At 70.4% G+C, this 20,038-nt stretch carries 22 protein-coding genes and 1 pseudogene; 9 read left to right on the top strand and 14 right to left on the bottom strand.

Translation table 11 applies throughout. The features are described from left to right. Positions 1-119 precede the first annotated feature (119 nt). Positions 120-1,127: an NADP-dependent oxidoreductase gene (locus tag EJC51_RS43680; RefSeq protein WP_126276187.1), complete on the bottom strand. Its 1,008-nt coding sequence runs from the start codon at positions 1,125-1,127 to the stop codon at positions 120-122. Positions 1,128-1,248: 121 nt separating this feature from the next. Here EJC51_RS43680 and EJC51_RS43675 point away from each other — a divergent pair, with 121 nt between their 5' ends. Continuing rightward, a complete protein-coding gene (locus EJC51_RS43675; RefSeq protein ID WP_126276186.1) occupies positions 1,249-2,124 on the top strand; it encodes a LysR family transcriptional regulator in 876 nt (291 codons plus the stop codon). Between the two features lie 63 nt (positions 2,125-2,187). Here the strand turns inward: EJC51_RS43675 and EJC51_RS43670 are convergent, their stop codons facing one another. The 3 genes from EJC51_RS43670 to EJC51_RS43660 all read right to left on the bottom strand — a co-directional run bounded on the left by EJC51_RS43670 (position 2,188) and on the right by EJC51_RS43660 (position 4,375). Next, complete coding sequence (locus tag EJC51_RS43670; protein ID WP_126276185.1) at positions 2,188-3,006, bottom strand: SAM-dependent methyltransferase; 819 nt, start codon at positions 3,004-3,006, stop codon at positions 2,188-2,190. A gap of 71 nt (positions 3,007-3,077) precedes the next feature. Further along, positions 3,078-3,728: a DUF2461 family protein gene (locus EJC51_RS43665; RefSeq protein ID WP_126276184.1), complete on the bottom strand. Its 651-nt coding sequence runs from the start codon at positions 3,726-3,728 to the stop codon at positions 3,078-3,080. A 5-nt stretch (positions 3,729-3,733) separates the two neighbouring features. Then, complete coding sequence (locus EJC51_RS43660; RefSeq protein WP_208870785.1) at positions 3,734-4,375, bottom strand: TetR/AcrR family transcriptional regulator; 642 nt, start codon at positions 4,373-4,375, stop codon at positions 3,734-3,736. Positions 4,376-4,436: 61 nt separating this feature from the next. Between EJC51_RS43660 and EJC51_RS43655 the strand changes: the two genes are divergently transcribed. Further along, positions 4,437-5,267 carry a class I SAM-dependent methyltransferase gene (locus EJC51_RS43655; protein WP_207924675.1) on the top strand — a complete coding sequence of 277 codons (831 nt, stop codon included), beginning with the start codon at positions 4,437-4,439 and terminating at the stop codon, positions 5,265-5,267. 18 nt (positions 5,268-5,285) lie between these two features. Here the strand turns inward: EJC51_RS43655 and EJC51_RS43650 are convergent, their stop codons facing one another. Continuing rightward, on the bottom strand, positions 5,286-5,894 hold the full coding sequence (locus EJC51_RS43650) for a TetR/AcrR family transcriptional regulator (RefSeq protein ID WP_244363152.1): 609 nt from the start codon (positions 5,892-5,894) through the stop codon (positions 5,286-5,288). Between the two features lie 84 nt (positions 5,895-5,978). Between EJC51_RS43650 and EJC51_RS43645 the strand changes: the two genes are divergently transcribed. After that, complete coding sequence (locus EJC51_RS43645) at positions 5,979-6,497, top strand: cupin domain-containing protein (RefSeq protein ID WP_126276183.1); 519 nt, start codon at positions 5,979-5,981, stop codon at positions 6,495-6,497. 57 nt (positions 6,498-6,554) lie between these two features. Here the strand turns inward: EJC51_RS43645 and EJC51_RS43640 are convergent, their stop codons facing one another. Continuing rightward, a complete protein-coding gene (locus EJC51_RS43640; RefSeq protein WP_126276182.1) occupies positions 6,555-6,770 on the bottom strand; it encodes a hypothetical protein in 216 nt (71 codons plus the stop codon). A 182-nt stretch (positions 6,771-6,952) separates the two neighbouring features. Here EJC51_RS43640 and EJC51_RS43635 point away from each other — a divergent pair. After that, positions 6,953-7,132, top strand: a pseudogene (locus EJC51_RS43635) (TSUP family transporter); the annotation flags it as partial. Positions 7,133-7,283: 151 nt separating this feature from the next. Here EJC51_RS43635 and EJC51_RS43630 read toward each other — a convergent pair. The 4 genes from EJC51_RS43630 to EJC51_RS43615 form a co-directional block, all read right to left on the bottom strand. After that, positions 7,284-8,075: an MBL fold metallo-hydrolase gene (locus EJC51_RS43630; RefSeq protein ID WP_126276181.1), complete on the bottom strand. Its 792-nt coding sequence runs from the start codon at positions 8,073-8,075 to the stop codon at positions 7,284-7,286. 61 nt (positions 8,076-8,136) lie between these two features. After that, positions 8,137-8,931, bottom strand: coding sequence for an alpha/beta hydrolase (locus EJC51_RS43625; RefSeq protein WP_126276180.1), 795 nt, complete (start codon positions 8,929-8,931; stop codon positions 8,137-8,139). Between the two features lie 11 nt (positions 8,932-8,942). Beyond that, on the bottom strand, positions 8,943-9,782 hold the full coding sequence (locus tag EJC51_RS43620) for an alpha/beta fold hydrolase (protein WP_126276179.1): 840 nt from the start codon (positions 9,780-9,782) through the stop codon (positions 8,943-8,945). Positions 9,783-9,842: 60 nt separating this feature from the next. Then, complete coding sequence (locus tag EJC51_RS43615; RefSeq protein WP_126276178.1) at positions 9,843-10,667, bottom strand: alpha/beta fold hydrolase; 825 nt, start codon at positions 10,665-10,667, stop codon at positions 9,843-9,845. Positions 10,668-10,978: 311 nt separating this feature from the next. Between EJC51_RS43615 and EJC51_RS43610 the strand changes: the two genes are divergently transcribed. Next, on the top strand, positions 10,979-11,956 hold the full coding sequence (locus EJC51_RS43610; protein ID WP_126276177.1) for a helix-turn-helix domain-containing protein: 978 nt from the start codon (positions 10,979-10,981) through the stop codon (positions 11,954-11,956). A gap of 46 nt (positions 11,957-12,002) precedes the next feature. On the opposite strand, the gene EJC51_RS43605 is transcribed toward EJC51_RS43610, so the two are convergent. Then, positions 12,003-12,299 carry a winged helix-turn-helix transcriptional regulator gene (locus tag EJC51_RS43605; RefSeq protein WP_126276176.1) on the bottom strand — a complete coding sequence of 99 codons (297 nt, stop codon included), beginning with the start codon at positions 12,297-12,299 and terminating at the stop codon, positions 12,003-12,005. 168 nt (positions 12,300-12,467) lie between these two features. Here EJC51_RS43605 and EJC51_RS43600 point away from each other — a divergent pair, with 168 nt between their 5' ends. Both EJC51_RS43600 and EJC51_RS43595 read left to right on the top strand, forming a co-directional pair. After that, a complete protein-coding gene (locus EJC51_RS43600) occupies positions 12,468-12,797 on the top strand; it encodes an EthD family reductase (protein WP_126276175.1) in 330 nt (109 codons plus the stop codon). A gap of 44 nt (positions 12,798-12,841) precedes the next feature. After that, on the top strand, positions 12,842-13,690 hold the full coding sequence (locus EJC51_RS43595; RefSeq protein ID WP_126277376.1) for a PhzF family phenazine biosynthesis protein: 849 nt from the start codon (positions 12,842-12,844) through the stop codon (positions 13,688-13,690). 22 nt (positions 13,691-13,712) lie between these two features. Here EJC51_RS43595 and htpG read toward each other — a convergent pair whose 3' ends face one another. Further along, a complete protein-coding gene (gene htpG / locus EJC51_RS43590) occupies positions 13,713-15,617 on the bottom strand; it encodes a molecular chaperone HtpG (RefSeq protein ID WP_126276174.1) in 1,905 nt (634 codons plus the stop codon). A gap of 105 nt (positions 15,618-15,722) precedes the next feature. Beyond that, positions 15,723-16,475 (bottom strand): DUF4097 family beta strand repeat-containing protein, encoded by a 753-nt coding sequence (locus EJC51_RS43585; RefSeq protein ID WP_126276173.1) that lies wholly within the window; start codon positions 16,473-16,475, stop codon positions 15,723-15,725. 152 nt (positions 16,476-16,627) lie between these two features. Between EJC51_RS43585 and EJC51_RS43580 the strand changes: the two genes are divergently transcribed. Both EJC51_RS43580 and EJC51_RS43575 read left to right on the top strand, forming a co-directional pair. Then, positions 16,628-17,287: a VOC family protein gene (locus EJC51_RS43580; RefSeq protein ID WP_126277375.1), complete on the top strand. Its 660-nt coding sequence runs from the start codon at positions 16,628-16,630 to the stop codon at positions 17,285-17,287. A 57-nt stretch (positions 17,288-17,344) separates the two neighbouring features. After that, the gene (locus EJC51_RS43575; RefSeq protein WP_126276172.1) at positions 17,345-18,721 is read left to right on the top strand and encodes a HEAT repeat domain-containing protein; all 1,377 of its coding nucleotides are present in this window, start codon (positions 17,345-17,347) and stop codon (positions 18,719-18,721) included. Here the strand turns inward: EJC51_RS43575 and EJC51_RS43570 are convergent. Continuing rightward, positions 18,707-19,975 (bottom strand): acyltransferase family protein, encoded by a 1,269-nt coding sequence (locus EJC51_RS43570; RefSeq protein ID WP_126276171.1) that lies wholly within the window; start codon positions 19,973-19,975, stop codon positions 18,707-18,709. The genes EJC51_RS43575 and EJC51_RS43570 overlap by 15 nt on opposite strands. Between the last annotated feature and the right edge of the window lie 63 nt (positions 19,976-20,038).

Genomic DNA, 20,038 nt, shown 5'->3' with positions numbered 1-20,038 from the left:
CGTTGTGTTCGTACTGGTGTGTTCGTACTGGTGTGTCCGCCCGCACCTGCCGGGCCTTGCGGCCCAACGTACCGGCAAGAAGGAACGCGGTACGCCTGTCCCCGACCGATGGGGTCACGTCAGCGGTGACGAGGCGCCACCGTCAGCACGATCTTCCCCTGGATGTGGCCCTGCGCGGCTCGGGTGTGGGCGCTGGCCGCTTCGGACAGCGGGTAGGTGCTGTCCACCCCGACCTGGAGTTGGCCCTCGTCGAACAGGCGCGAGATCTCGGCGAGCTGGGGGCCGTTGGAACGCACCTGGATGTTCGACACGGTGATGCCCAGACGCGCCGTCACCTCCGGGTCGTACTCGGCGAAGAACACCGGAAGCATGGTGCCGCCGCGCCTGAGCACGCTCAGGAAGCGTGCGCTGTCCGGGCCGCCCACGGTGTCGATCACCAGGTCGACGCCGCTGACCACGTCCGCGGCCCGTGTCGTGGTGTAGTCGATGAACTCATCGGCGCCGAGCTTGCGCAGGAACGGCTCGTGCCGACCCGAGGCCACCGCGATGACGTGGGCCCCCTTCCATTTCGCCAGCTGCACCGCGAAGTGCCCCACGCCGCCCGCGGCACCGTTGACCAGCACGGTCATCCCTGGCGTGATCGGCACCGGCTGGTGCACCTGGCCGGTGAAGGGGGACGGCACGTCGTGGCCGAGGTCGACCAGGTACTGCCAGGCTGTCAGCAGGGCCATCGGCGCACCGGCCGCCTCGACGTGGTCGATACCGGCCGGCTTGTGCGCCAGGTCAGAGGCCGGTGCCGCCACGTACTCGGCGTACGTCCGGCCGTCGAATCCGGGGAACCGCAGCATGCCGAAGACCTCGTCCCCGACGGTGAACCCCCGCACGTCCGGGGCGACCGCCTCGACCACGCCCGACATGTCCGTTCCAGGGGTCAGGGGGAACTCCAGCACCGGCCTCATCTCGGCCGGCATGACCTTCATCCCCTCACGCAGATACCAGTCGGGCGGATTGATGCCCGCCGCGTGCACCCGGACGAGCACCTCGCCCGGGCCGACCTCGGGAACCGGCACCTCTTCGTACCGCAGAACTTCCGGCCCGCCCGCCTCGTGGAACTGGATCGCCTTCATCGCGCCTGTCGCTTTCTCAGGGAAACGTTGCTCCTTCAGTCAAGGCGCTGGACGGTCCGGCCGTCCAAGACCTCTTCGGCAACCGGTCATTCCGAAACGGCATGGCACGTACCCTGCAAGGGTGAACGATCTCGGACAGGACCTGGAACTGCGGCTGGTGCGCTACTTCACCGTGGTGGCGGCGCACCAGCACTTCGGCCGAGCCGCCGCCGACCTGCACGTGGCCCAGCCGGCGCTGAGCCGCCAGGTCCAACGGCTCGAGAAGTACCTCGGCACACGACTGCTGGACCGCACCCCCCAGGGCACCCGGCTCACGCCGGCGGGCCAGACGTTCCTCCCCCGGGCCCAAGCCCTGCTCCAGGCCGCCCGCCAGGCCGAACTGGCGGTACGTGAACAAGCCCAGACCGCACGCATCACCATCGGTTACGTCGAAGACCTGCTGATCACTGCCGCCGTACGGGAACTGCGCCACCGCCACCCGGACGCCGAGATCGCCACCCGGCATCTGAGCTGCAGCGACGTCGGCGCGCTGGCCGACAAGCACGTCGACGCCCTGATCGCGCGGACCCCGCTGCCGCTCGCCGCCGACGAGGTGGTCACCACCCCGCTGTACGAGGAGCCCCGGATGCTCGTGGTCCCCCACGACCATCCGCTGGCCGACCGCGCGTCGGTGACCGCGGACGAACTGGCCGACGAAGAGGTGGCGCCGTGCGCGTTCGAGACCGCGGACTGGCCTTCCTACCGGATCCTCGGGGCCGGCGTGCCGCCGATCGAGAGCTATGAGGACAAGCTGGAACTCGTCGCGAGCGGCGGGGCGATCGCCGTCCTGCCGGTCGGCGACCGACGCAGCTCACTGCGTCCCGGCCTCGTCACCGTCCCGGTCGAGGGTGCTCCCCCCAGCCAGGTCGCCCTGGTCAGCCGCAAGGGCGACCCGAATCCGATGATCAGGCAGCTGCGGCTGGCCGCCAAGGCCGTCCTGGCCGCCCCGCCGTCCTGACCGGAACCGGGCCGGGCGCTACCGAAGGGACCCGCCCTACGCCTTCCGGCGAAGGGACCCGCCCTACGCCTTCCGGGCCAGGCCGGCGGCAATGAGGTGTTCCCAGACCGTGAGTTCGCGCCTCTGCCCGATGTCCATGGCGTCGTCGTTCTCGTCGGGACGCCACAGGGACGCGGGGACGATCCCCGGGTCGAGGATCTCCAGACCGTCCAGCAGGGAGGCGATCTCCGCGTCGGTCCGCCACCGGCCACGGCCGAACGTCTGCTGCAGCACCGCCTCCGCTTCCACGGTCTCCGGGTTGTTGCCGGAGCGGAAGTGACTCATGAAGAAGTAGCTGCCCGACGCCACGTGGTCGCGCCAGTAACGGACGATGCCGGCCGGGTCCTCGTCATCGTTGACGTGATGGAGGATGGCACTGAAGATCACAGCGACCGGACGGTCGAAGTCGATCATCTCAACGGTGTCGGGGTGTGTCCGGATGCCCTCGGGATCGCGCACATCGACCGCGACGACACGGGTCAGGTCGTTGTCCTCCAGCAGCGCGCGCCCGTGAACGAGCACCTGGGGATCGATGTCGACGTAGACCACCCGGGACTCGGGAGCGTGCCGTTGCGCGACCTGATGGACGTTGTCGGCGGTCGGCAGGCCGCTCCCCAGGTCCACGAACTGCCGGATGCCGGTGGTCCTCGCGATCTCCCTGACCGCCCGGGTCAGAGCCGCGCGGTTGGCAAAGGCGATGGCCACCGATCCGGGCAGGTCACGCTTGAAGACGTCCCCGATCTCACGGTCCACGGCGTAGTTGTCCTTGCCACCGAGCAGATAGTCGTAGACCCGGGCGATGCTGGGCTTGGACGGGTCGATGGCGGAGCCTTTGTACGTCATGGCGGTCATTCTGCCCAACAACATCGCCGGTGCGCCCCCGAGTTGAGCCCCGTCGGCCTCGACGAACCCCGCTAGTCCGAGATCGCCGGTGGAACGCAAGCGGCTACGTGAGTGGTCAGCCAGGTGAGCAGCGGCCTGAGTTCCCCGTACGTGGCCAGCACCCGGTCCACGACCTCCGGCGTGTGCAGCCGTTCGTCGCTGCCGAGGTGTCGCACGGCGAGCAGCGATCGGTGGCGCAGCAGCGCTGCCCGAGGATGGTCGGCGGGGTATTCCCGGGGTACACGCTTCAGAAGGTCCCCGGTGATCTCGAAGCCCCTGCCGCGCAGTTCCGCCACCACATCGACCAGTACGCGGCCGCTTGCCTCAGCGGCGACCGCCGCCCTGAACCTGCTGATCTGCTCGGAGTCGGCGTACCACCACGCGCCCTGCACCCGCAGACCGTCCAGATTGAAGCGCAGCCCGATCTCGATGTTCCGGGCGACGCGTGCCACGGCGGACTGGTTCTGCCACCACCACGGGGTCTTCCCGTAACGCCACACGGAGTGGTCCTCGAACGCGGGATCTTCCCATGCCAGGTCATGCAGGAGCGAGACCATCGGTTGCCGTACGAGACGTTCGCGGTCCTTGCGGGTCTCTCGCATCACCTCTTGTGACGGCTCGCCGTCGAGACGCAGCAACACGTCGAACGCCGACTCGTCCCAACCGGCGAACTGCCTGGGCATGTCCATCAACTCCGGTCTTCTCTTCCGTCACCTGTCCGGCGCTCGTCCTGCGAAGGAGGGGGTCGCAGGGCGCCGGCGATGACGGTGGTCACCATCTTGCGGACGGCGGCCGGCTGCGGCGGTGCGCTTGCCCGGTCGGCGAACAGCAGGTGCCCGGCTCCGACCAGGGTGGGGGCGAGGGTGTCGATGTCGGCGGCCGGGGCCAGGCGCCCCGACTCCCGCTCGGCCGTGAGATAGGCGGCGATCATGGAGGCGCCCTGCACCACCAGGGGAAGGCCGGTCAGCCCCGTCTCGCGCAGCCGGGCGCGCAGGCCGTCGCGGAAGGTGATGAGCGCGACGATGGCCACCGTGACCGGCACGAACAGGTCCTGTAGCGCGTCGGCGACGTTGCCCACCACGCTCCCGGTCCCGGCGGCCGCGCACAGAGTCGTGGTCCGCTCCTCGATGCCCCGGATGCGGTCGAGGACCAGTTCCGCCAGGAAGGCATCGAAGTCGGTGAAGTGCCGGTGCAGTACACCCTTGGCACAGTGCGCCTCGTCCGTGACCGCCCGGCTGGTCAGCGCGGCGGGTCCGTCCCGGAGCAGGACGCGCTCGGCTGCTTCGAACAGCTGGCCGCGCACGTTGTGGATGTGCACCCCTGACGGCATCGTCTTCCTTTCCAGGTCGCCCCGTCTTACCAAGTGGGCAACTGCCCACTAGGGTGGGCGCATGCCCACTTTAACGCAGGGACAGCCCGGCGGCTCCGGACCCGAGCCCCACCGTCACCGGCAGACAGCCGAGTCGTTCGGCGTGGACCCCGAACGCTACGACCGCGCCCGACCGCCCTATCCCCAGGCCTTGGTGGACCGGATCATCGCGGCAAGCCCCGGCCGGCACGTCCTCGACGTAGGAGCCGGGACCGGCATCGAGGCCCGCCAATTCCAGGCGGCCGGCTGCACGGTGCTCGGTGTCGAGCCCGACGCACGCATGGCCGCCTTCGCGCGACGCAGCCGCATCGAGGTCGAGGTCTCCAGGTTCGAGGACTGGCAGCCAGCCGGGCGGCAGTTCGACGCGGTCATCGCCGGCACCGCCTGGCACTGGGTGGACCCCGTCGCCGGCGCGGCCAAGGCGGCCCAGGCGCTGCGGCCCGGCGGCCGCCTCGCCCCCTTCCACCACGTCCCGCAGCTCCCGGCCGAGCTGATCGCCGCCCTCACCGAAGCCCTTCAACGCGTCGCCCCCGACTCCCCGTTCAACCCCGGCCTGCTGCAAGGCTCGGCTCTGGACGCCTACCAGCCGCTGTTCGCGAAAATCGCCGACGGCATCCGTCGGACCGGCCGGTTCAGCGAGCCGGAACAGTGGCACTTCACCTGGGAGCGCACGTACACCCGAGAGGAGTGGCTCGACCAGCTCCCCACGTTCGGCGGCCTCACCCAACTCCCCGCCGACAAAATGGCCGACGTCCTGGACAGCGCCGGAACCGCGATCGACAGGCTCGGTGGCCACGCCACCATGCCCTACACCTCCGTCGTGATCACCTCGACCCGCTCCCCCACCACCTGAAGAGCACGTCCTCTGACCTCAGCGGTCGGTGCCGACCGCTTCCGCCAACGTGACCATGACCTCGACCGCGTCGCGATCCGTGAGGCCCTGCTCCCGGCACAGGGAACGCCACGTCGAGAACGCCACGGCATGGCCGATGACCGCCCGCCGGACGGGGTCGTCGGCCTCCGCCCCTCCAGCGACCAGCACCTCGACGTACTCCCTGGTCATCTCCTCCCAGGCCGCGCGGACCGGCTCGGGCACGGCGTGCTGGTCGCGCATGCCCAGCGTCAGCATCTGCTCGCCCGCGCGATAAAAGCGGTAGATGTCAGCGAGCCCGGCCGTCAGCCTCTCCAGGGGATTCTCGATCGCGCCCCACGCCTCGGGCCGAGGCCGCCTCTGCTGGGACAGCCAGTGACTGGAGCACGCCTCGAACAGCGCCGTCTCATCCGGGAAATGCCGGTAGACGGTCAGCCGAGTGACCCCGGCGCGCTCGGCGATCGCCGAGATGCTCGTCAATGCCGGGCCGGCGGTGCCGTGAAGATGCACGGCGGCCTCGACGATGCGCTGCCGTGTCCGCCGCACATCCTCGGCACGTTTGCGCATCTCGTAGCCGCGCGAATTCGACGAACGTCTCTGTTCACTCAATTCTTGACGCCTCGGGTGCCGCGACGGAGACTCCTTTTAGGAGAACACCAGCGTATCCCCAAAATACGCCGAGGAGTGATCACCATGACAGAGTCGCCGGCCCCACCGCTCACTGTCGTCCGTCCAGGCGAGGGGGCCGAGGGCTTCCTCGGTTCCATCGGCGTCGCCTTCAAGCTGTGGGGTGCCGATACCGGTGGAGCGCTCTCCGTCGTCGAGCACCCGTTCCCCGTCGGGGCGTTGGTGCCGCCGCACCTGCACACCCGGGAGGACGAGTACTCGATCGTCACCGAGGGCGAGATCGGTTTCCGTTCCGGCGACCGTGAAACCGTCCTGGGGCCCGGTGGCTACATCACCAAGCCACGTGGAGAGCTGCACGCGATGTGGAACGCGGGCCCCGTTCCGGCCCGCATGATCGAGATCATCAGTCCGGCCGGATTCGAGCACTGCTTCCGCGAGATCGCCGACATGCTCGCCGACGGACCGCCGCCGACCGAGGATGCGGTGGCGGTGCTCGCAGCCAAGTACGGGCTCGAGTTCGGGCGGCCCGCCTGGCTGCCGGACGTCATCGCACGCTTCGACCTCACGCCGCCGCCCGGCGTCTGACCGGGGTCCGGCCGGCCCACCCGGCCTGGACGCAGCGTCGCATCAGAACTCCAGGCGTCAGGGCGCCCACGCATCCGGGCCAGCGCCCCGCCACTCGATCAGCGACGACTGGACCACGTCCATCTCGTCCCAGTCCTGAAGGCCGGCCTCCTGCACGAAGGCCACGACGTCGAGCAGGCCGTAAGCAATCCCGATGAAATGCCCATCGATGCGAACGCGGCGCCCACCGTCTTCCGCGGGCGGGTAGATGACGACGGGCTGGTCGGTAGCCATGATCTCAGCGTGGGGCCGGGGCCCGTCGCGCGCATCCGGGCGGCCTCTGCGGCTCTTCAACCAGGCCGCCCCGCAGGCACTGGCCGCGCACTGCCCCGCCCAATACCGGAACGGGACGTGTGCGGGCCATGTATCTCAAGGCTCGCGCCGGCGACCCGCACCGGCCCCGAGCACCTCCTCACATGCTGGGCACACACGCCGGCACAGGAGCCGGCACGATCAACACCATCGTCGGCTCCGGCACCCTGATCACCTTCCCGGTACTGCTCGCCACCGGGCTGCCGCCGATCACCGCCAACGTCTCCAACGCCCTGGGCCTCGTGCCCGGCTCCGTCAGCGGAGCCATCGGCTACCGCACCGAACACAGATCGGCCCCAAGGTCGGCCGGCGCCTCCCGCCCGCCGCCATGCGTAGTGTGATCGTCGTCGTCGGCGTCATCGCGGTCGTGCAGTTCCTGGTGCGCTGACGCGCCGCTACCGCCATTGCCGTGGCTGAGGGGGTGTGGACGCCGGATCAGGCGGTGATGTCCGTGGCTGTTCCGGTGGGTAGCCAGCGGAAGCGGTCGCGGACGTCCGCGGGTGCGCGGGCGAGCTCTCGCTCGATGGCGTCGCGGCCTTCGTGGAAGTGGTGCCAGCCCTCGTAGTGGACGGGGATGGCGGTGCGGGGGCGCAGCAGGCGGCACAGGTGGACGGCCTGGGCGGCGGTCATGGTGTAGCGGACCGGTCCGGTGATCGGGAAGCGCACACCGCCTACATGCAGCAGGGCGGTGCCCACGGCCAGGCGCCTGGCCACCTCGCGCGCGCCGCCGTACAGGACCGTGTCCCCGGAGATCCACAGGGCGCCGTGCTGCTGGCCCTCCCAGGTGAGGGCGAAGCCGGTGACGTGTCCGGTCAGCGGCCGGGACAGGGGCGGGCCGTGGCGGGCCGGGGTGGCGGTGACGGTCAGGGTGGGGCGGCCCGGCGCGTGCAGGCGGGTCACGGTCCACGGGGCGAGGCCGTGAGCCCCCCGGCCGAGGCGGCGGGCGCCGGCCGGGGTGGTCAGGACGGTCGGGGCGGTACGCAGGACGTCGCGTCCGGTGCGGTCGAGGTTGTCGCCGTGCTGGTCGTGGCTGAGCAGGACGGCGTCGATCGGCGGCAGGTCGGAGGCGGCGAGGGCGGGGCCGGCGGACTTGTGGGAGGCGGTGCCCCAGCCGAAGCGGTAGCGCTGTCCGGGCGGGTCGAAGGTGGGGTCGGTCAACAGCCGCCAACCGCCCGTCTCGATGAGGGCGGTGGGACCGCCGATGTGGGTGAGCCGCAGGTCGCTCATGAGGTTGCCTTCTTCCGGGCCCGGGACGGGCGACGCACGTCCCGGGCTGGCCGATGAGGGCTCAGGCGTGGGCCAGGGCCCAGTCCAGGGCGTGGTCGGCGACCTCTTCCCAGCCGTCCTGGGCGGGCATCAGATGGGAGCGGCCGGGGAACACCGTGACCTCGGTGACGGTGCCCTCGGCCTTGTAGTGCTTGGCGTTGGACTGCTGCACCTTGGGCGGCATGAGGTGGTCGTTCTCTCCCGAGCAGAACAGCAGCGGCGCCCGGCCCGCGTTGTGGTAGTCGACGTAGGTGTCGGTGTGGCCGGGGTGGATGTTGGCCAGGGCGCTGCCCCAGACGATGCTGCCGGGGGCGGGGATGTGGTAGCGCTCGTACGTGGCGTGGGCCTGCTCCTCGGGGAAGGTGTTGGTGAAGGCGTAGCGCCAGTGGTCGTAGTCGAAGCCGACGGCGCGGTGGCGGTTGGCCGGGTTCTTCAGCACCGGGAAGGTCGAGCGGACCTGGGACAGCGGTACGACGGCCACGCCTTCGGTGGGTGCGGAGTTGATCGCCACTCCGGCCGCGCCGAAGCCGCGGTCGAGCAGGATCTGGGTGAACGCGCCGCCGGCGGAGTGCCCCATGATGACGGGCGGCCGGTCCAGCTCGGTGATGACCTTCTCCAGGCCGGAGATGATGGCGGGCACGGTCACGGCCTCGATCGGGGTCGGGTCGGCGTTGAGTGCCTCGACCTCCGCCTCGAAGCCGGGGTAAGGCGGCGCGATGACCCTGAAGCCCTTGTCCTGGTAGTGGGCGATCCAGCTCTCCCAGGCGCGCGGTGTCACCCAGAAGCCGTGGACGAGAACGATGGTGTCGGGTTGCATCGGTGTGCTCCTCAGCGGGTGGCCTGGTGGGCAGCCTGGATCTGGCGGACCACGATGTCGGGGTGGGACATCATCACGACGTGGGACGAGCCCTTGACCTCGACGGTGCGGCTCTGGGCGCGCTCGGCCATGAAGCGCTGCGCGGCGGCCGGGATGACGTGGTCCGCGGTGGGGATGACGTACCAGGACGGCAGGTCCTTCCATGCCGGTGCGCCGCTCGGGCCGGCCAACCCGCCCACGCTGCCGGGACGTTGCGCGGCCGCCATCAGCCGGGTCCGGGAAGAGGGCAGGTCGGCGGCGAACACGTCGCGGAACTTGGCCGGATCGATGTAGCCGTCCTGGCCCGTGCTGCCGTCCGGTAGCGGGTAGTCGCGGGCGATCAGCGCGTCCGGCAGCTTGCTGCCGGGGAACTTGCCGGCCAGTTGCAGCGCGCTCTCGCCCTGGTCGGGGGCGAACGCGGCGACGTAGACGAGGGCCTTGACGTTGCTGTGGCCGCGGGCGGCGTTGGTGATGACCTCGCCGCCGTAGGAGTGGCCGACCAGGATGACCGGGCCGTCGATGCTGTCGAGGATGCTGGAGACGTAGGCCGAGTCGCCGCCCAGGTCGCGCAGCGGGTTGGCCGGGGCGATGACCGGGTAGCCGGCCTTCTGAAGGGCGGCGATGGTCTGGTACCAGCCGGAGGCGTCGGCGAACACGCCGTGGACGAGCACGACGGTCGGCTTGGGGCCGCTCGGGTGCGCCGTGGTGGCGGAGACGGGGGCGACCGCGCCGCCCACGCCGGCCACGAGCGCGGCGGCGAGCAGGCAGGCGCTGACGGTACGGCGGCGAGGCCGCTGACCGCTGAGGATCATGTGTGGGCTCCTGTGCTCGGGCGTCCCCGCAGGGCGGCCGGGGACGCGGGTGTGAGTGCGTCAGGAATTGAGGAACTCCAGCAGATCGGCGCCGAGCTGCTCTTTGTGGGTGTCGGTGATGCCGTGCGGGGCGCCCGGGTAGACCTTCAGCGTCGCGTTCTTGATGCGGGCCGCCGACGCCTTGCCCCCGACCTCGAAGGGCACGACCTGGTCGTCGTCGCCGTGGATGACCAGCGTGGGGACGTCGATGGCGTCCAGGTCGGTGCGGAAGTCGGTCGCGGAGAAGGCCGCGATGCACTCGTAGGCGGCCCGGTGCCCGGCCTGCATGCTCTGGAGCCAGAACGCCTCGCGGATGCCCGGGGAGACGTCGGCGCCGGGCCGGTTGTTGCCGAAGAACGGCCCGTCGGCCAGGTCGTGGTACAGCTGCGAGCGGTCGGCGAGCGATCCGGCCCGGATCGCGTCGAAGGTCTCGATCGGGACGCCGCCGGGGTTGTCGTCGGTCCGGAGCATGAACGGTGGGACCGCGGAGACGAGCACGACCTGGGCGACCCGGGCGGTGCCGTGGCGGCCGACATAGCGGGCGACCTCGCCGCCACCGGTGGAGAACCCGACCAGGGTGGCGTCACGCAGGTCCAGGGTGTCGATGAGCGTGGCCAGGTCGTCGGCGTAGGTGTCCATCTCGTTGCCGTTCCACGTCTGGGTGGAGCGGCCGTGGCCGCGCCGGTCGTGCGCGATGACGCGGTAGCCGTGGCCGGCCAGGAACAGCTGCTGGGCCTCCCAGCTGTCGGAGTTCAGCGGCCAGCCGTGGCTGAGGACGACCGGGCGACCCGTTCCCCAGTCCTTGTAGTGGATCCGGGCGTCGTCGGATGCGGTGACGTAGGGCATGGGCTTCTCCCAACCGGTGGCCGGGGCGCCGCAAGAACCCGTCCTCCCTGCCGCACCCCGTAGTTGTGAAGGACTTGTGCGTGAGCGTGGCACGGGCGCCACCGGCCGGCTTGACCCTGCCTGCCAGAGCCTGTCCCCTGCGTGCCACGGATCGGGCCGCGCAGGACACCCGTGCACCTGCGGCATCGCCAGTCACAGCAGACATGTACGCATACCGGTGCGCTGTACACGCACCTTTGCCCGGAAAGCTCCGCGCGGCGGACACTCGCACCCTGGGCGGCGGCCTGGCGCCGTCCGGAACGGGAGGCGCCGTGCTCGTCCTCGACACCAACGACCTGCGGGTCGGTGACCGGATCGCGACCTTCGAGGCGGTGGCCGCCGGTGAAGGCGGCGTCTCCTCCGTCCAGGAGGAGCAGGACGAGGCCACGACCTGGAAACGGCTCGAACTCTGGCACCTCGGCCCGCTCACGCTCTTCCACACCCAGGGCACGGGGATGCGCATCACCCGCTCACTCCGGCAGGCGCGGCGCGATGTGATGGACACCGTCGCGATCAACATCCACCAGCAGGGAGTCGGCGGGTTCGCCTGGGCCGACCATCGCCGGCGCATCGGCCCGAACAGCGCGACCATGCACCACATGCCCGCCGGGTACGAGTACTGGTGGTCCGGCCTCGGCAGCACGCTGGCCCTGATGTTCGACACCGAACGCCTCGGCCTGCCCGAAGAGACGATCCGCGCCTCCATCCCGACGCTCGAGCACAGCCCCGTCGGACGGCTGCTGATCAACCACGTGCTCGGCCTGCACCGCATCGCCGACGAGATCGACATCGGCCCCGAAGCCGACGCCCTCGCCTCCGCCACCGTGGAACTCGTCCGAGCCTGGGTGGTGTCCGTCGCCGGCGACGACCTCACCCGCCGGGCTGTGGGCAGGGAAACCCTCCTCACCCGTGTCCTGGCCTACGCCCGCACCCATCTCAGGGAACCCGACCTCACCCCCCAGCGGATCGCCTGGGCACACAACACCTCCGTGCGGACGCTGTACCGGTTGTGCGACGACGGCGGAGTCAGCCTCGAAAAGTGGATCGTCCGCCGCCGGCTGGAGGGAGCCCGTGCCGACCTGGCAGCCCCCCGGCACGCGCACCGCACGATCGACACCGTCGCCCGCAGCTGGGGTTTCACCAACCCCGCGTTCTTCTCCCGGCGCTTCCGCCAGACCTACGGCACCACCCCCAGCCGGTGGCGAAGACTCTCCCAGCAGGGCCGCCTCCTGCTCCCACCGGACGACTGACGCCTGCCGGCACCGCTTGACCACACCGTCCGGTCGGACGTGACCCTCACGTCTCCGTGGGCTGCTGATCGTCGCGTTCCTGCTCCTTCGCCCACACGCTCGCCCATTCGTCGAGCGGACGGAGGGCATCACGGAGGGCTGTCCCCAGCGGGGTCAGCTCGTAGCCATCGGCCGAGGGCGCGATGATCCCGCTCGCCACGAGTTCGCGGAGCCGCTGGTAGAGGACGCTGGACGACAGTCCTTCGCACCGTGCCAGCAGCGCGCGGGCGCCGAGCGGCCCCGCACGCAGTTCCCAGAGAATGCGCAGCGCCCACCTGCGGCCGAACAGGTCCAACGCGGCCATGAGGGGACGGCCGGTCGTCGATCCACGAACCGGTGTTCCTGGGCGCGGTGTCGACATGACCCTCCTTGCGTTTCGTTATTCGAAACACTAGCATCAACCCCGGTGTTTCTGATTTCGAAACGAACTCGGCGGGAGAGCCGATGCCCACGTCTCTTGACGGAGGTCGTCATGCACAAGTTGGTGGTCCTGTATGCCGAACCCGACGACCCTGACCACTTCCGCGACTACTACGTGACCAACCACCTTCCGCTGGTCGCGAATTGGCCCGGCGTGCTTGCGTGGCGCTACAGCTTCGACGTGGCGGCCGTCTCTCCGGGGTCCGCGACCAAGGGCGAAACGCCGTATTTCGCGGTCTTCGAAGCCGACTTCGCCGACGCCGACGCCATGGCCGCGGCGCGGGCGTCGGCGCACGGCCAGCGCCTGGCCGCCGATGTCGCCAACTACGCCACCGGCGGCGCGGTCGTCATCCACTATCCGGCGCAGGGCGGCACCGGTTGAGACAGGCCGGCAAGGGCAGGCCATTGTCCTGGCCGGATGTGACGATGGTCGATGCGTGCGTACGGCGCGACGGCCGGGGCGGCAGTCCCACGGCCGTCACCGACGACGACCCGGCGGCGACGGACGCGGACCGGCGTGCGGTCGCCGCCGCGGCCGGCACCTCGCACGCGGCGTTCCTCGGCTCGGCGCGGGCGCCGGACGGCGGCTGGCCGGTCCGGTTCTTCACCGCCGGCGCCGAACTGTCCGGCTGCGGCCACGGCACCGTTGCCGCGCAGGCCGTCCGGTTGACCCGCACCGCGCTGGACGAGCTGAACGACCACCAGCACACCGGCGGGCGCACGTTCGACACCACCGCCATCCGCCGCCCCCACGGCATAGAGGTGTGGTTCGACCAAGGCCTCGTCGCACTGCGTCACCCGGCACCGGACGAGCGTGCCGCGATCGTCGCCGCGCTCGGGCTGACCGCGGACGATCCGCATCCGACCGACGCGCCACGGATCGCCGCGCCCGGCGCACCACGCATGCTGGTACCGGTCCGCGACCGGTCGGCGCTGCTCCGGGTCCGCCCCCACCTCGGCAGGCTGGCAGCGGCAAGCCGGCGGTACGGGCTCCTCGGCTGTTTCGTGTACGTACCGCCGGTGGACGACCGACCGGGCGCGGCGCGGATGTTCGCGCCGGCGATCGGTGTCGACGAGGACGTCGCCAACGCCAACAGCACCGGCTGCCTGGCCGCCCACCTGCTCGACACGACAGGAGCGCGGACGGTCGAGATCGAGGTGGAGCAGGGCGACGCCCTCGGCCGACCGGCCGGCGTGCTCGCCTCGGCCCGACGCGGACCGACGGGCATCACGACCCGGGTCGGCGGGTTGGCGGTGGTCCGCGACGGACACTGAGGCGACGACCAGCCCCTCCTCGTCAGCGCAGCGTGCGCTCCAGCCGTTCCGCGACCAGCTTGACGAACCGGGCAGGCTCCTTGGGCTGTCCGCCTTCCGCGAGCACGGCGAGTCCGTGCAGCAGTTGGGCGGTCTCGGCGAGCTCCGCCCGGTCCTTCCCCTGCTCCGCGTAGGTCTGCCGCAGGCCACGGACGAGCGCGTGATCAGGGTTGAGTTCGAGAATCCGCTGGGTGACCGGCACCTCCTGGCCCATCGCCCGGTACATGTTCTCCAGCGCCGGGGTGAGGTCGTGGGCATCGGAGACCACACACGCAGGTGAGACGGTCAGCCGGGTCGACAGCCGGACGTCCTTGACCTCCTCCCCCAGCTGCTCCTTCATCCACTCCAGCAGGCCGGCATAGCTCTCGTCCTGCTCCTCACGTGCGCCGTCCTGCTGGTCGCCGCCCTGCACGTCGAGCTCGATCTCGCCCTTCGCGACGGACCGCAGTTGCTTGCCCTCGAACTCGCCCACGGCGTCGACCCACACCTCGTCGACGGGGTCGGTCAGCAGCAGGACTTCCACGCCCCGGGCCTTGAACACCTCCATGTGCGGGGAGTTCTCGATGCTCTGCCGGGACTCGCCGGTCAGGTAGTAGATGTGCTCCTGGCCGTCCTTCATCCGCTCCACATACTGCTGGAGCGTCGTCGGCTCGTCCCCTTCACGGGTGCTGGCGAAGGACGCGACCGCGAGGATGGCGTCGCGGTTGTCCGGGTCGCCGAGCAGCCCCTCCTTCAGCACGGCACCGAACTCACGCCAGAACGTGGCGTACTTCTCGGCGTCGTTGGCCTTCATCTCCTTGACCGACGACAGGACCTTCTTGGTCAGCCGTCGCTGGATCATCCTGATGTGGCGGTCCTGCTGGAGGATCTCCCGGGAGACGTTGAGCGACAGGTCCTGCGCGTCGACGACACCCTTCACGAAGCGGAGGTACGGCGGCAGCAGCGCCTCGCAGTCGTCCATGATCAGCACACGTCGGACGTAGAGCTGCAGACCGCGCCGGAAGTCCCGGGTGAACAGGTCGTGCGGGGCGTGGGCCGGCAGGAACAGCAGTGCCTGGTACTCGAAGGTGCCCTCGGCCTGGAGCCGGATCGTCTCCAGAGGGTCGCGCCAGTCGTGGCTGACGTGCTTGTACAGCTCGTGGTACTCGTCCGCCGAGACCTCCTCGCGCGAGCGCGCCCACAGGGCCTTGCGCGAGTTGAGCGTCTCCGGCTCGGCCGCCTCCTCGCCGTCACCGGGCTGCGGGACGAGACGGATCGGCCAGGTGATGAAGTCCGAGTACCGCTTGACGATCTCCCTGATCTTCCAGGGGGACGTGTAGTCGTGCAGCTGGTTCTCGGGGTCGGCGGGCTTGAGATGGAGCGTCACGGACGTGCCCTGCGGCGCGTCCTCGACCTTCTCCAGCGAGTACGTGCCCTCACCGCGGGACGACCAGCGCGTGCCGCCGCTCTCGCCGAGGCGCCGGGTCACCAGGGTCATCTCGTCGGCCACCATGAAGCCGGCGTAGAACCCGATGCCGAACCGGCCGATCAGCCCCTCCGCGCCGGCCTCGTCCTGGGCCTCCTCCAGCTCCTTGAGGAGGGCGGCCGTACCGGAGTTGGCGATGGTGCCGATCAACGTGCCGACCTCGTCGTACGACATCCCGATACCGTTGTCCCGCACGGTGAGCGTACGGGCCTCCGGGTCCACGTCGATCTGGATGTGCAGGTCGGAGAGGTCCGCGCCGAGGCTGTCGTCGCGCAGGGCGGCCAGGCGCAGCTTGTCGAGCGCGTCCGAGGCGTTGGAGACGAGCTCCCGCAAGAAGACGTCCTTGTTCGAGTAGACCGAATGGATCATCAGCTGAAGCAGCTGACGGGCCTCTACCTGAAACTCAAACGTTTCGGTGGACATGATTCGCGTGTCCCTCACAGGTCCCTGAGTCGCGGAAAACTAGCGACAGTCACTTTAAAACACCACGTCAGGGTGTTTCACGTGAAACTGACACCTAGTCACGCCTCAGTCCCGGCGGGCCGTGACGTCACCGTTGATCGTGGACAGCGTCATCCGGCGGTTTCGGTCAGCGTTCTGAGCGTGGACATCGGTCGTCGTGCGCCCGTTGTCGGTACTCATCGTGACGCGGTAGGCCGGGGCACCGCGGGGGACGGTGACGTCGACCGAGCCGTTGACGGTCCTCGCGGTCACGCTCGCGGGCGCGGCAGCGCACTGCATCACCACGTCACCGTTGACGGTGCTCGCGTGCAGCCGGTCGGCCTCAAGGGACGTCGCGCGCACCGAACCATTGCGGGTGGACAGCCGCGACGGGGCGTCCTGCTGACCGGAGTGGGTCACCGTCACGTCCCCGTTGACGGTCGTGACGTCCAGCGCGGCGGCGACGTCCACCACGTCGACGCCGGCGTTGCGGGCGGTGACGGTGATCTTCGAGCCGTCAGGGATCTTGACGTACGGCATCCGTGGACAGCCGTGGCCGTCGCGGTCGGCGCAGTCCAGATCCAGGGTCCAGCGGTCGCCGTGGTGGGACCAGTGCCCGTCGATCCGGTCGTCCACGGTGACGCGGTCGCCGTCGGCCGGGCGCAGCCGCAGTCCGTTGTCGGTGCTGATCAGCACTTCGTCCCCGGACGCGGCCGCACGCAGCGCGTTGTCGGCCCGGGAGGCGCCGGTGCCGCCGCCGTCGCAGGACGCCGCGAACGGCAGGGCCAGCAGCAGCAACAACGTCGTAGGCATGAGGTGCCGTTGGGGCGTCAGCTTCATGCCTCAACGGTTTCCCCGCATCGCCGCGGCCATGGCCGCGGAAGCGGAGTCGACAGGCCGGCGCCACGAGTCGTTCCGTGGCGGTGAGGGCGGCCTCTGGCAGGACCGGTCAGGATCGGAGAAGCCCCGGGACCCGTGCCGGTCCTAGCGTGATGGTCATGGCAACCAAGACTTCCACCGCAGCCGGTATCTCCCTCACGTCCGTCACCCTGGAGGTGAACGACCTGGCCGCCGCCCGCACGTTCTACCGCGCTTTCGGCGTGGACGCGTACGTACGCCTCCAGACGTCCCAGGCGCCGACCACCGGGTTCCGCGGCTGCACGGTCGCGCTCACGGTCTCCCAACCGGCCACCGTCGACGGCTTCGTCGGTGCCGCCGTGGAGGCCGGCGCCACCGTGCTGAAGGCCGCCTCGAAATCGTTCTGGGGCTATGGCGGCGTCGTCCAGGCGCCGGACGGCACGATCTGGAAGATCGCGACCTCGGCGAAGAAGGACACCGGACCCGACACCCGCACGATCGACGAAGTGGTCCTTCTCCTCGGCGTCGAGGACGTGAAGGCCACCAAGCAGTGCTACGTCGGTCAGGGCCTGAGCGTGGCGAAGAGCTTCGGCGGCAAGTACGTCGAGTTCGCCCCCGCCGGAAACAGCCCCGTGAAGCTGGCGCTGTACAAGCGTGCGGCCCTGGCCAAGGACCTCGGTGTCCCGGCCGACGGCACCGGCTCCCATCGCATCGTCCTCGGCGGCGCCACCGACGGCTTCACCGACCCGGACGGCTTCGTGTGGGAGGCCGCACCGCCGGCCGCCAAGCCGTGAGCGGGTCCGTCGACGCAACCTCCCGTCAGTTCGCCGGTCTTACTTCCCGGGGTGCTCATGACGACGGACCATCAGGTTGCCTTCTTCCTCAAGGAACTGGAGACGGGCGACACCTGGCGACGGGCGGCGGCGGCGAAGGGGCTCGGGAAACTCGGTGACATCGAGCACGCCGCAGTGCTGACGCGGGCGGCCGCCGACCCCGCGCCCGAGGTCCGGGAAGGCGCGGCGGTGGGCCTGGGCAGGCTGGGAGTCCACGCAGCCGGGGCCAAGGTCCTGCCCGCGCTGATGGACGACGACGATCCGTGGGTGCGCAGGCAGGCCTCGCTGGCGTCTCTTCGGCTGGGGCTGCGCGACCGTGAGGTCGTGGACGCCTATGGGCGGCTGCTCAGCGACCCGGACCATCACCTGCGGATCAACGCCCTGGACGGGTTGTGGGAGTTGGGCGTGCCCGGTGATGTCCCCGCGCTGCTGCGGCTGCTGGGTGATCCTCACCCTGACGTCTGGGGTCGGGCGCGGGCCGTGGTCTCCTTGTGCAAGGCGGACCCGGACGTCGAGGCGGAGCTGGTGCGTACGGCCCGGTGGGGGGCGGACGCCGCCCGTGTGCCCGCCCTATGGATGCTGCCGGACCGGCACATCGACCCTCTGCTGCCCTCGTTGGTGAGGGATCTGGCCGGCGGCCCTTCGTCCGAGGTGCGCTGCGCCGTGGCTTTCCGGCTGGCACATGTGGATCGCCCACAGGCGCGGGACGCGCTTTTCACTGCCCTGGCAGCGGAACGGGACCCGCGGGTGGCGACAGAGCTGCTGTCTCAGCTCGCACGATCGGGTGACGATCGGCTGCTGGAGCCGGCCTCGCGCTGGCTGGGCGACGAGCGGGCGGGGCCGTCGGCCGCCGCTGCTCTGGCATCCGTCGGCGGCAAGGCCGCCGCGAGGCTCCTGCGGGCTCGTCTCACCGACCCGGCAACGCCCGCCCCCACCCTCGCGGCGGCAGCGACGGCGTACGGCGACCTGGGCAGATGGGATGCCGTGTGGTTGCTGCTCCCCCTGCTGGACCATGCCGCGCCCGAGGTGTACGAAGGTGCGCTGCGCGGCCTCGACGCCCTGGCGGACACCGGATTCCGACCGTGGGAACGCGCGGCGGTCGCCCGGGCGCTGGTGCCCCGTCTCGGCGCCCACTCCAACCTGGTCGGGGTGGCGGAGAGGGTCCTCACCGGCCTGGCGGAAGCCCTGCCCGGCCTGCGGCAGCTGGTGGACGATACCCCCTCCCCTTTGGTCCGGGCCACCGCGCTGTCGCTCTTGGACCCGCACCTTGCGACGGACGCCGACACTCCGCACGATCTGCCGCTCTTCGCGCGGCACTTGGACGACGCGGATGCGTCGGTGCGCCAGGCCGCCGCCCGAGGGATCGCGAACAGGACTGACTCAACGCCGAGTTAGCGCGTACCTGCGTCCCCAGGCCTGGCTCGGCGCTTCGATGCAGCGGTGGGTCAGAGCACACAACGGCAGCAGTACGAGGAAGAACGCCGCCAACAGTGTGGGGCTGTCCCGCTGTTGCCGGCCGAGGGTGTGGTCGATCACCGCCAGCAGGACCGGGTGCACCAGATAGACGGAGTAGCTGATGGTTCCCAGCGCGGTGAGCGGGCGGGGGATGCCCCGGTGGCGCAACGCCAGTGCGGCGCCGAAGGTGAGGACGGCGAGTACGAAGGCCGCGATCCAGCCGCGCCGTGTGAAGTGGTCACCGTCGCCGAACCGGTACGCGCTGCCCACGGCACAGGCGATGACGACGACCGCGGTGCCGGTCGCGAGCCGCCGGCTGATCTGTTGCTTCTCGGCGCGGTAGACGGCCGTACCGAGGAACATCACGGCGAGGATCACCAGGCCTTCCCAGGTCGGGACCGTGCCGTTGAGCACGACCAGGACGAGCGCCAGCAGCCCGCCCAGCAATCCCCCGAATCTCCGCAGCACGGGTGAGCCGGCACTCGCGCAGCAGACGGCGACCGCCACGGCGATCGCTGCGGCAACGGCCGTCGGGCCGGTGCCGGCGGTGGCGGACAGCGCGGAGGGCCGCAGCACCGTCTGCGCTGCCACGCTCACGGCGGCGAGCACGGCCAACGTGACGGCGAGGGCGGCGGATTGCTGGTGCCGGCGGACCGTGAAGAGCGCGACGACCAGGAGATAGAACGCCATCTCGTACGAGAGGGTCCACAGGGTGAGCAGGAGGCTCGGTGTGCCCAGCAGCTCCTGGAGCATGGTGACGTGGGCGACGGCCACCGTGGCGGCGCTGAGCCCGCCGAGGTCCGGCAGCCTGGCCAGTCCCATGAGGTTCATGGCGACGAGCGCCGCGACGGCTGCCGCCCCCATCGGGTACATGCGGAAGAACCGTCCGGTCCAGAACGTGCGGACGCAGCCCCGGCGTTCCAGCGACGCGGGGATGATGTAGCCGCTGACCAGGAAGAACACCATGATGCCGTAGCGGCTGGTGTTGAACTGCGGCATCAGCTCCCGCCGGAAGTCCGCCATGAACGTGTACGACGCGTGGTCGAAGACCACGACGAGTGCGGCGAGGCCGCGCAACGCGTCCAGCCATCCCAGCCGCGACTGCCCCGCGGTCGCGGCGGCGGCTCTCGGTGATGTTTCCGGGGCGGACGGTGCGGGTGCGGGTGAAGCGGGGGCGGGGGGCGGTGATTCCATGCCGGGGCAGCGTCCTCTTCGGTGACGTGGGGGCGGAGTGCGGATGAGGTGCGGGCGGGTGCC

Origin of the sequence: Streptomyces aquilus (genome assembly GCF_003955715.1) — a bacterium.
In the GTDB taxonomy this organism is placed as follows: Bacteria; Actinomycetota; Actinomycetes; order Streptomycetales; family Streptomycetaceae; genus Streptomyces; species Streptomyces aquilus.
Note: the sequence above shows the minus strand (reverse complement) of the source record. Positions and strands in the feature narration are given on the sequence as shown.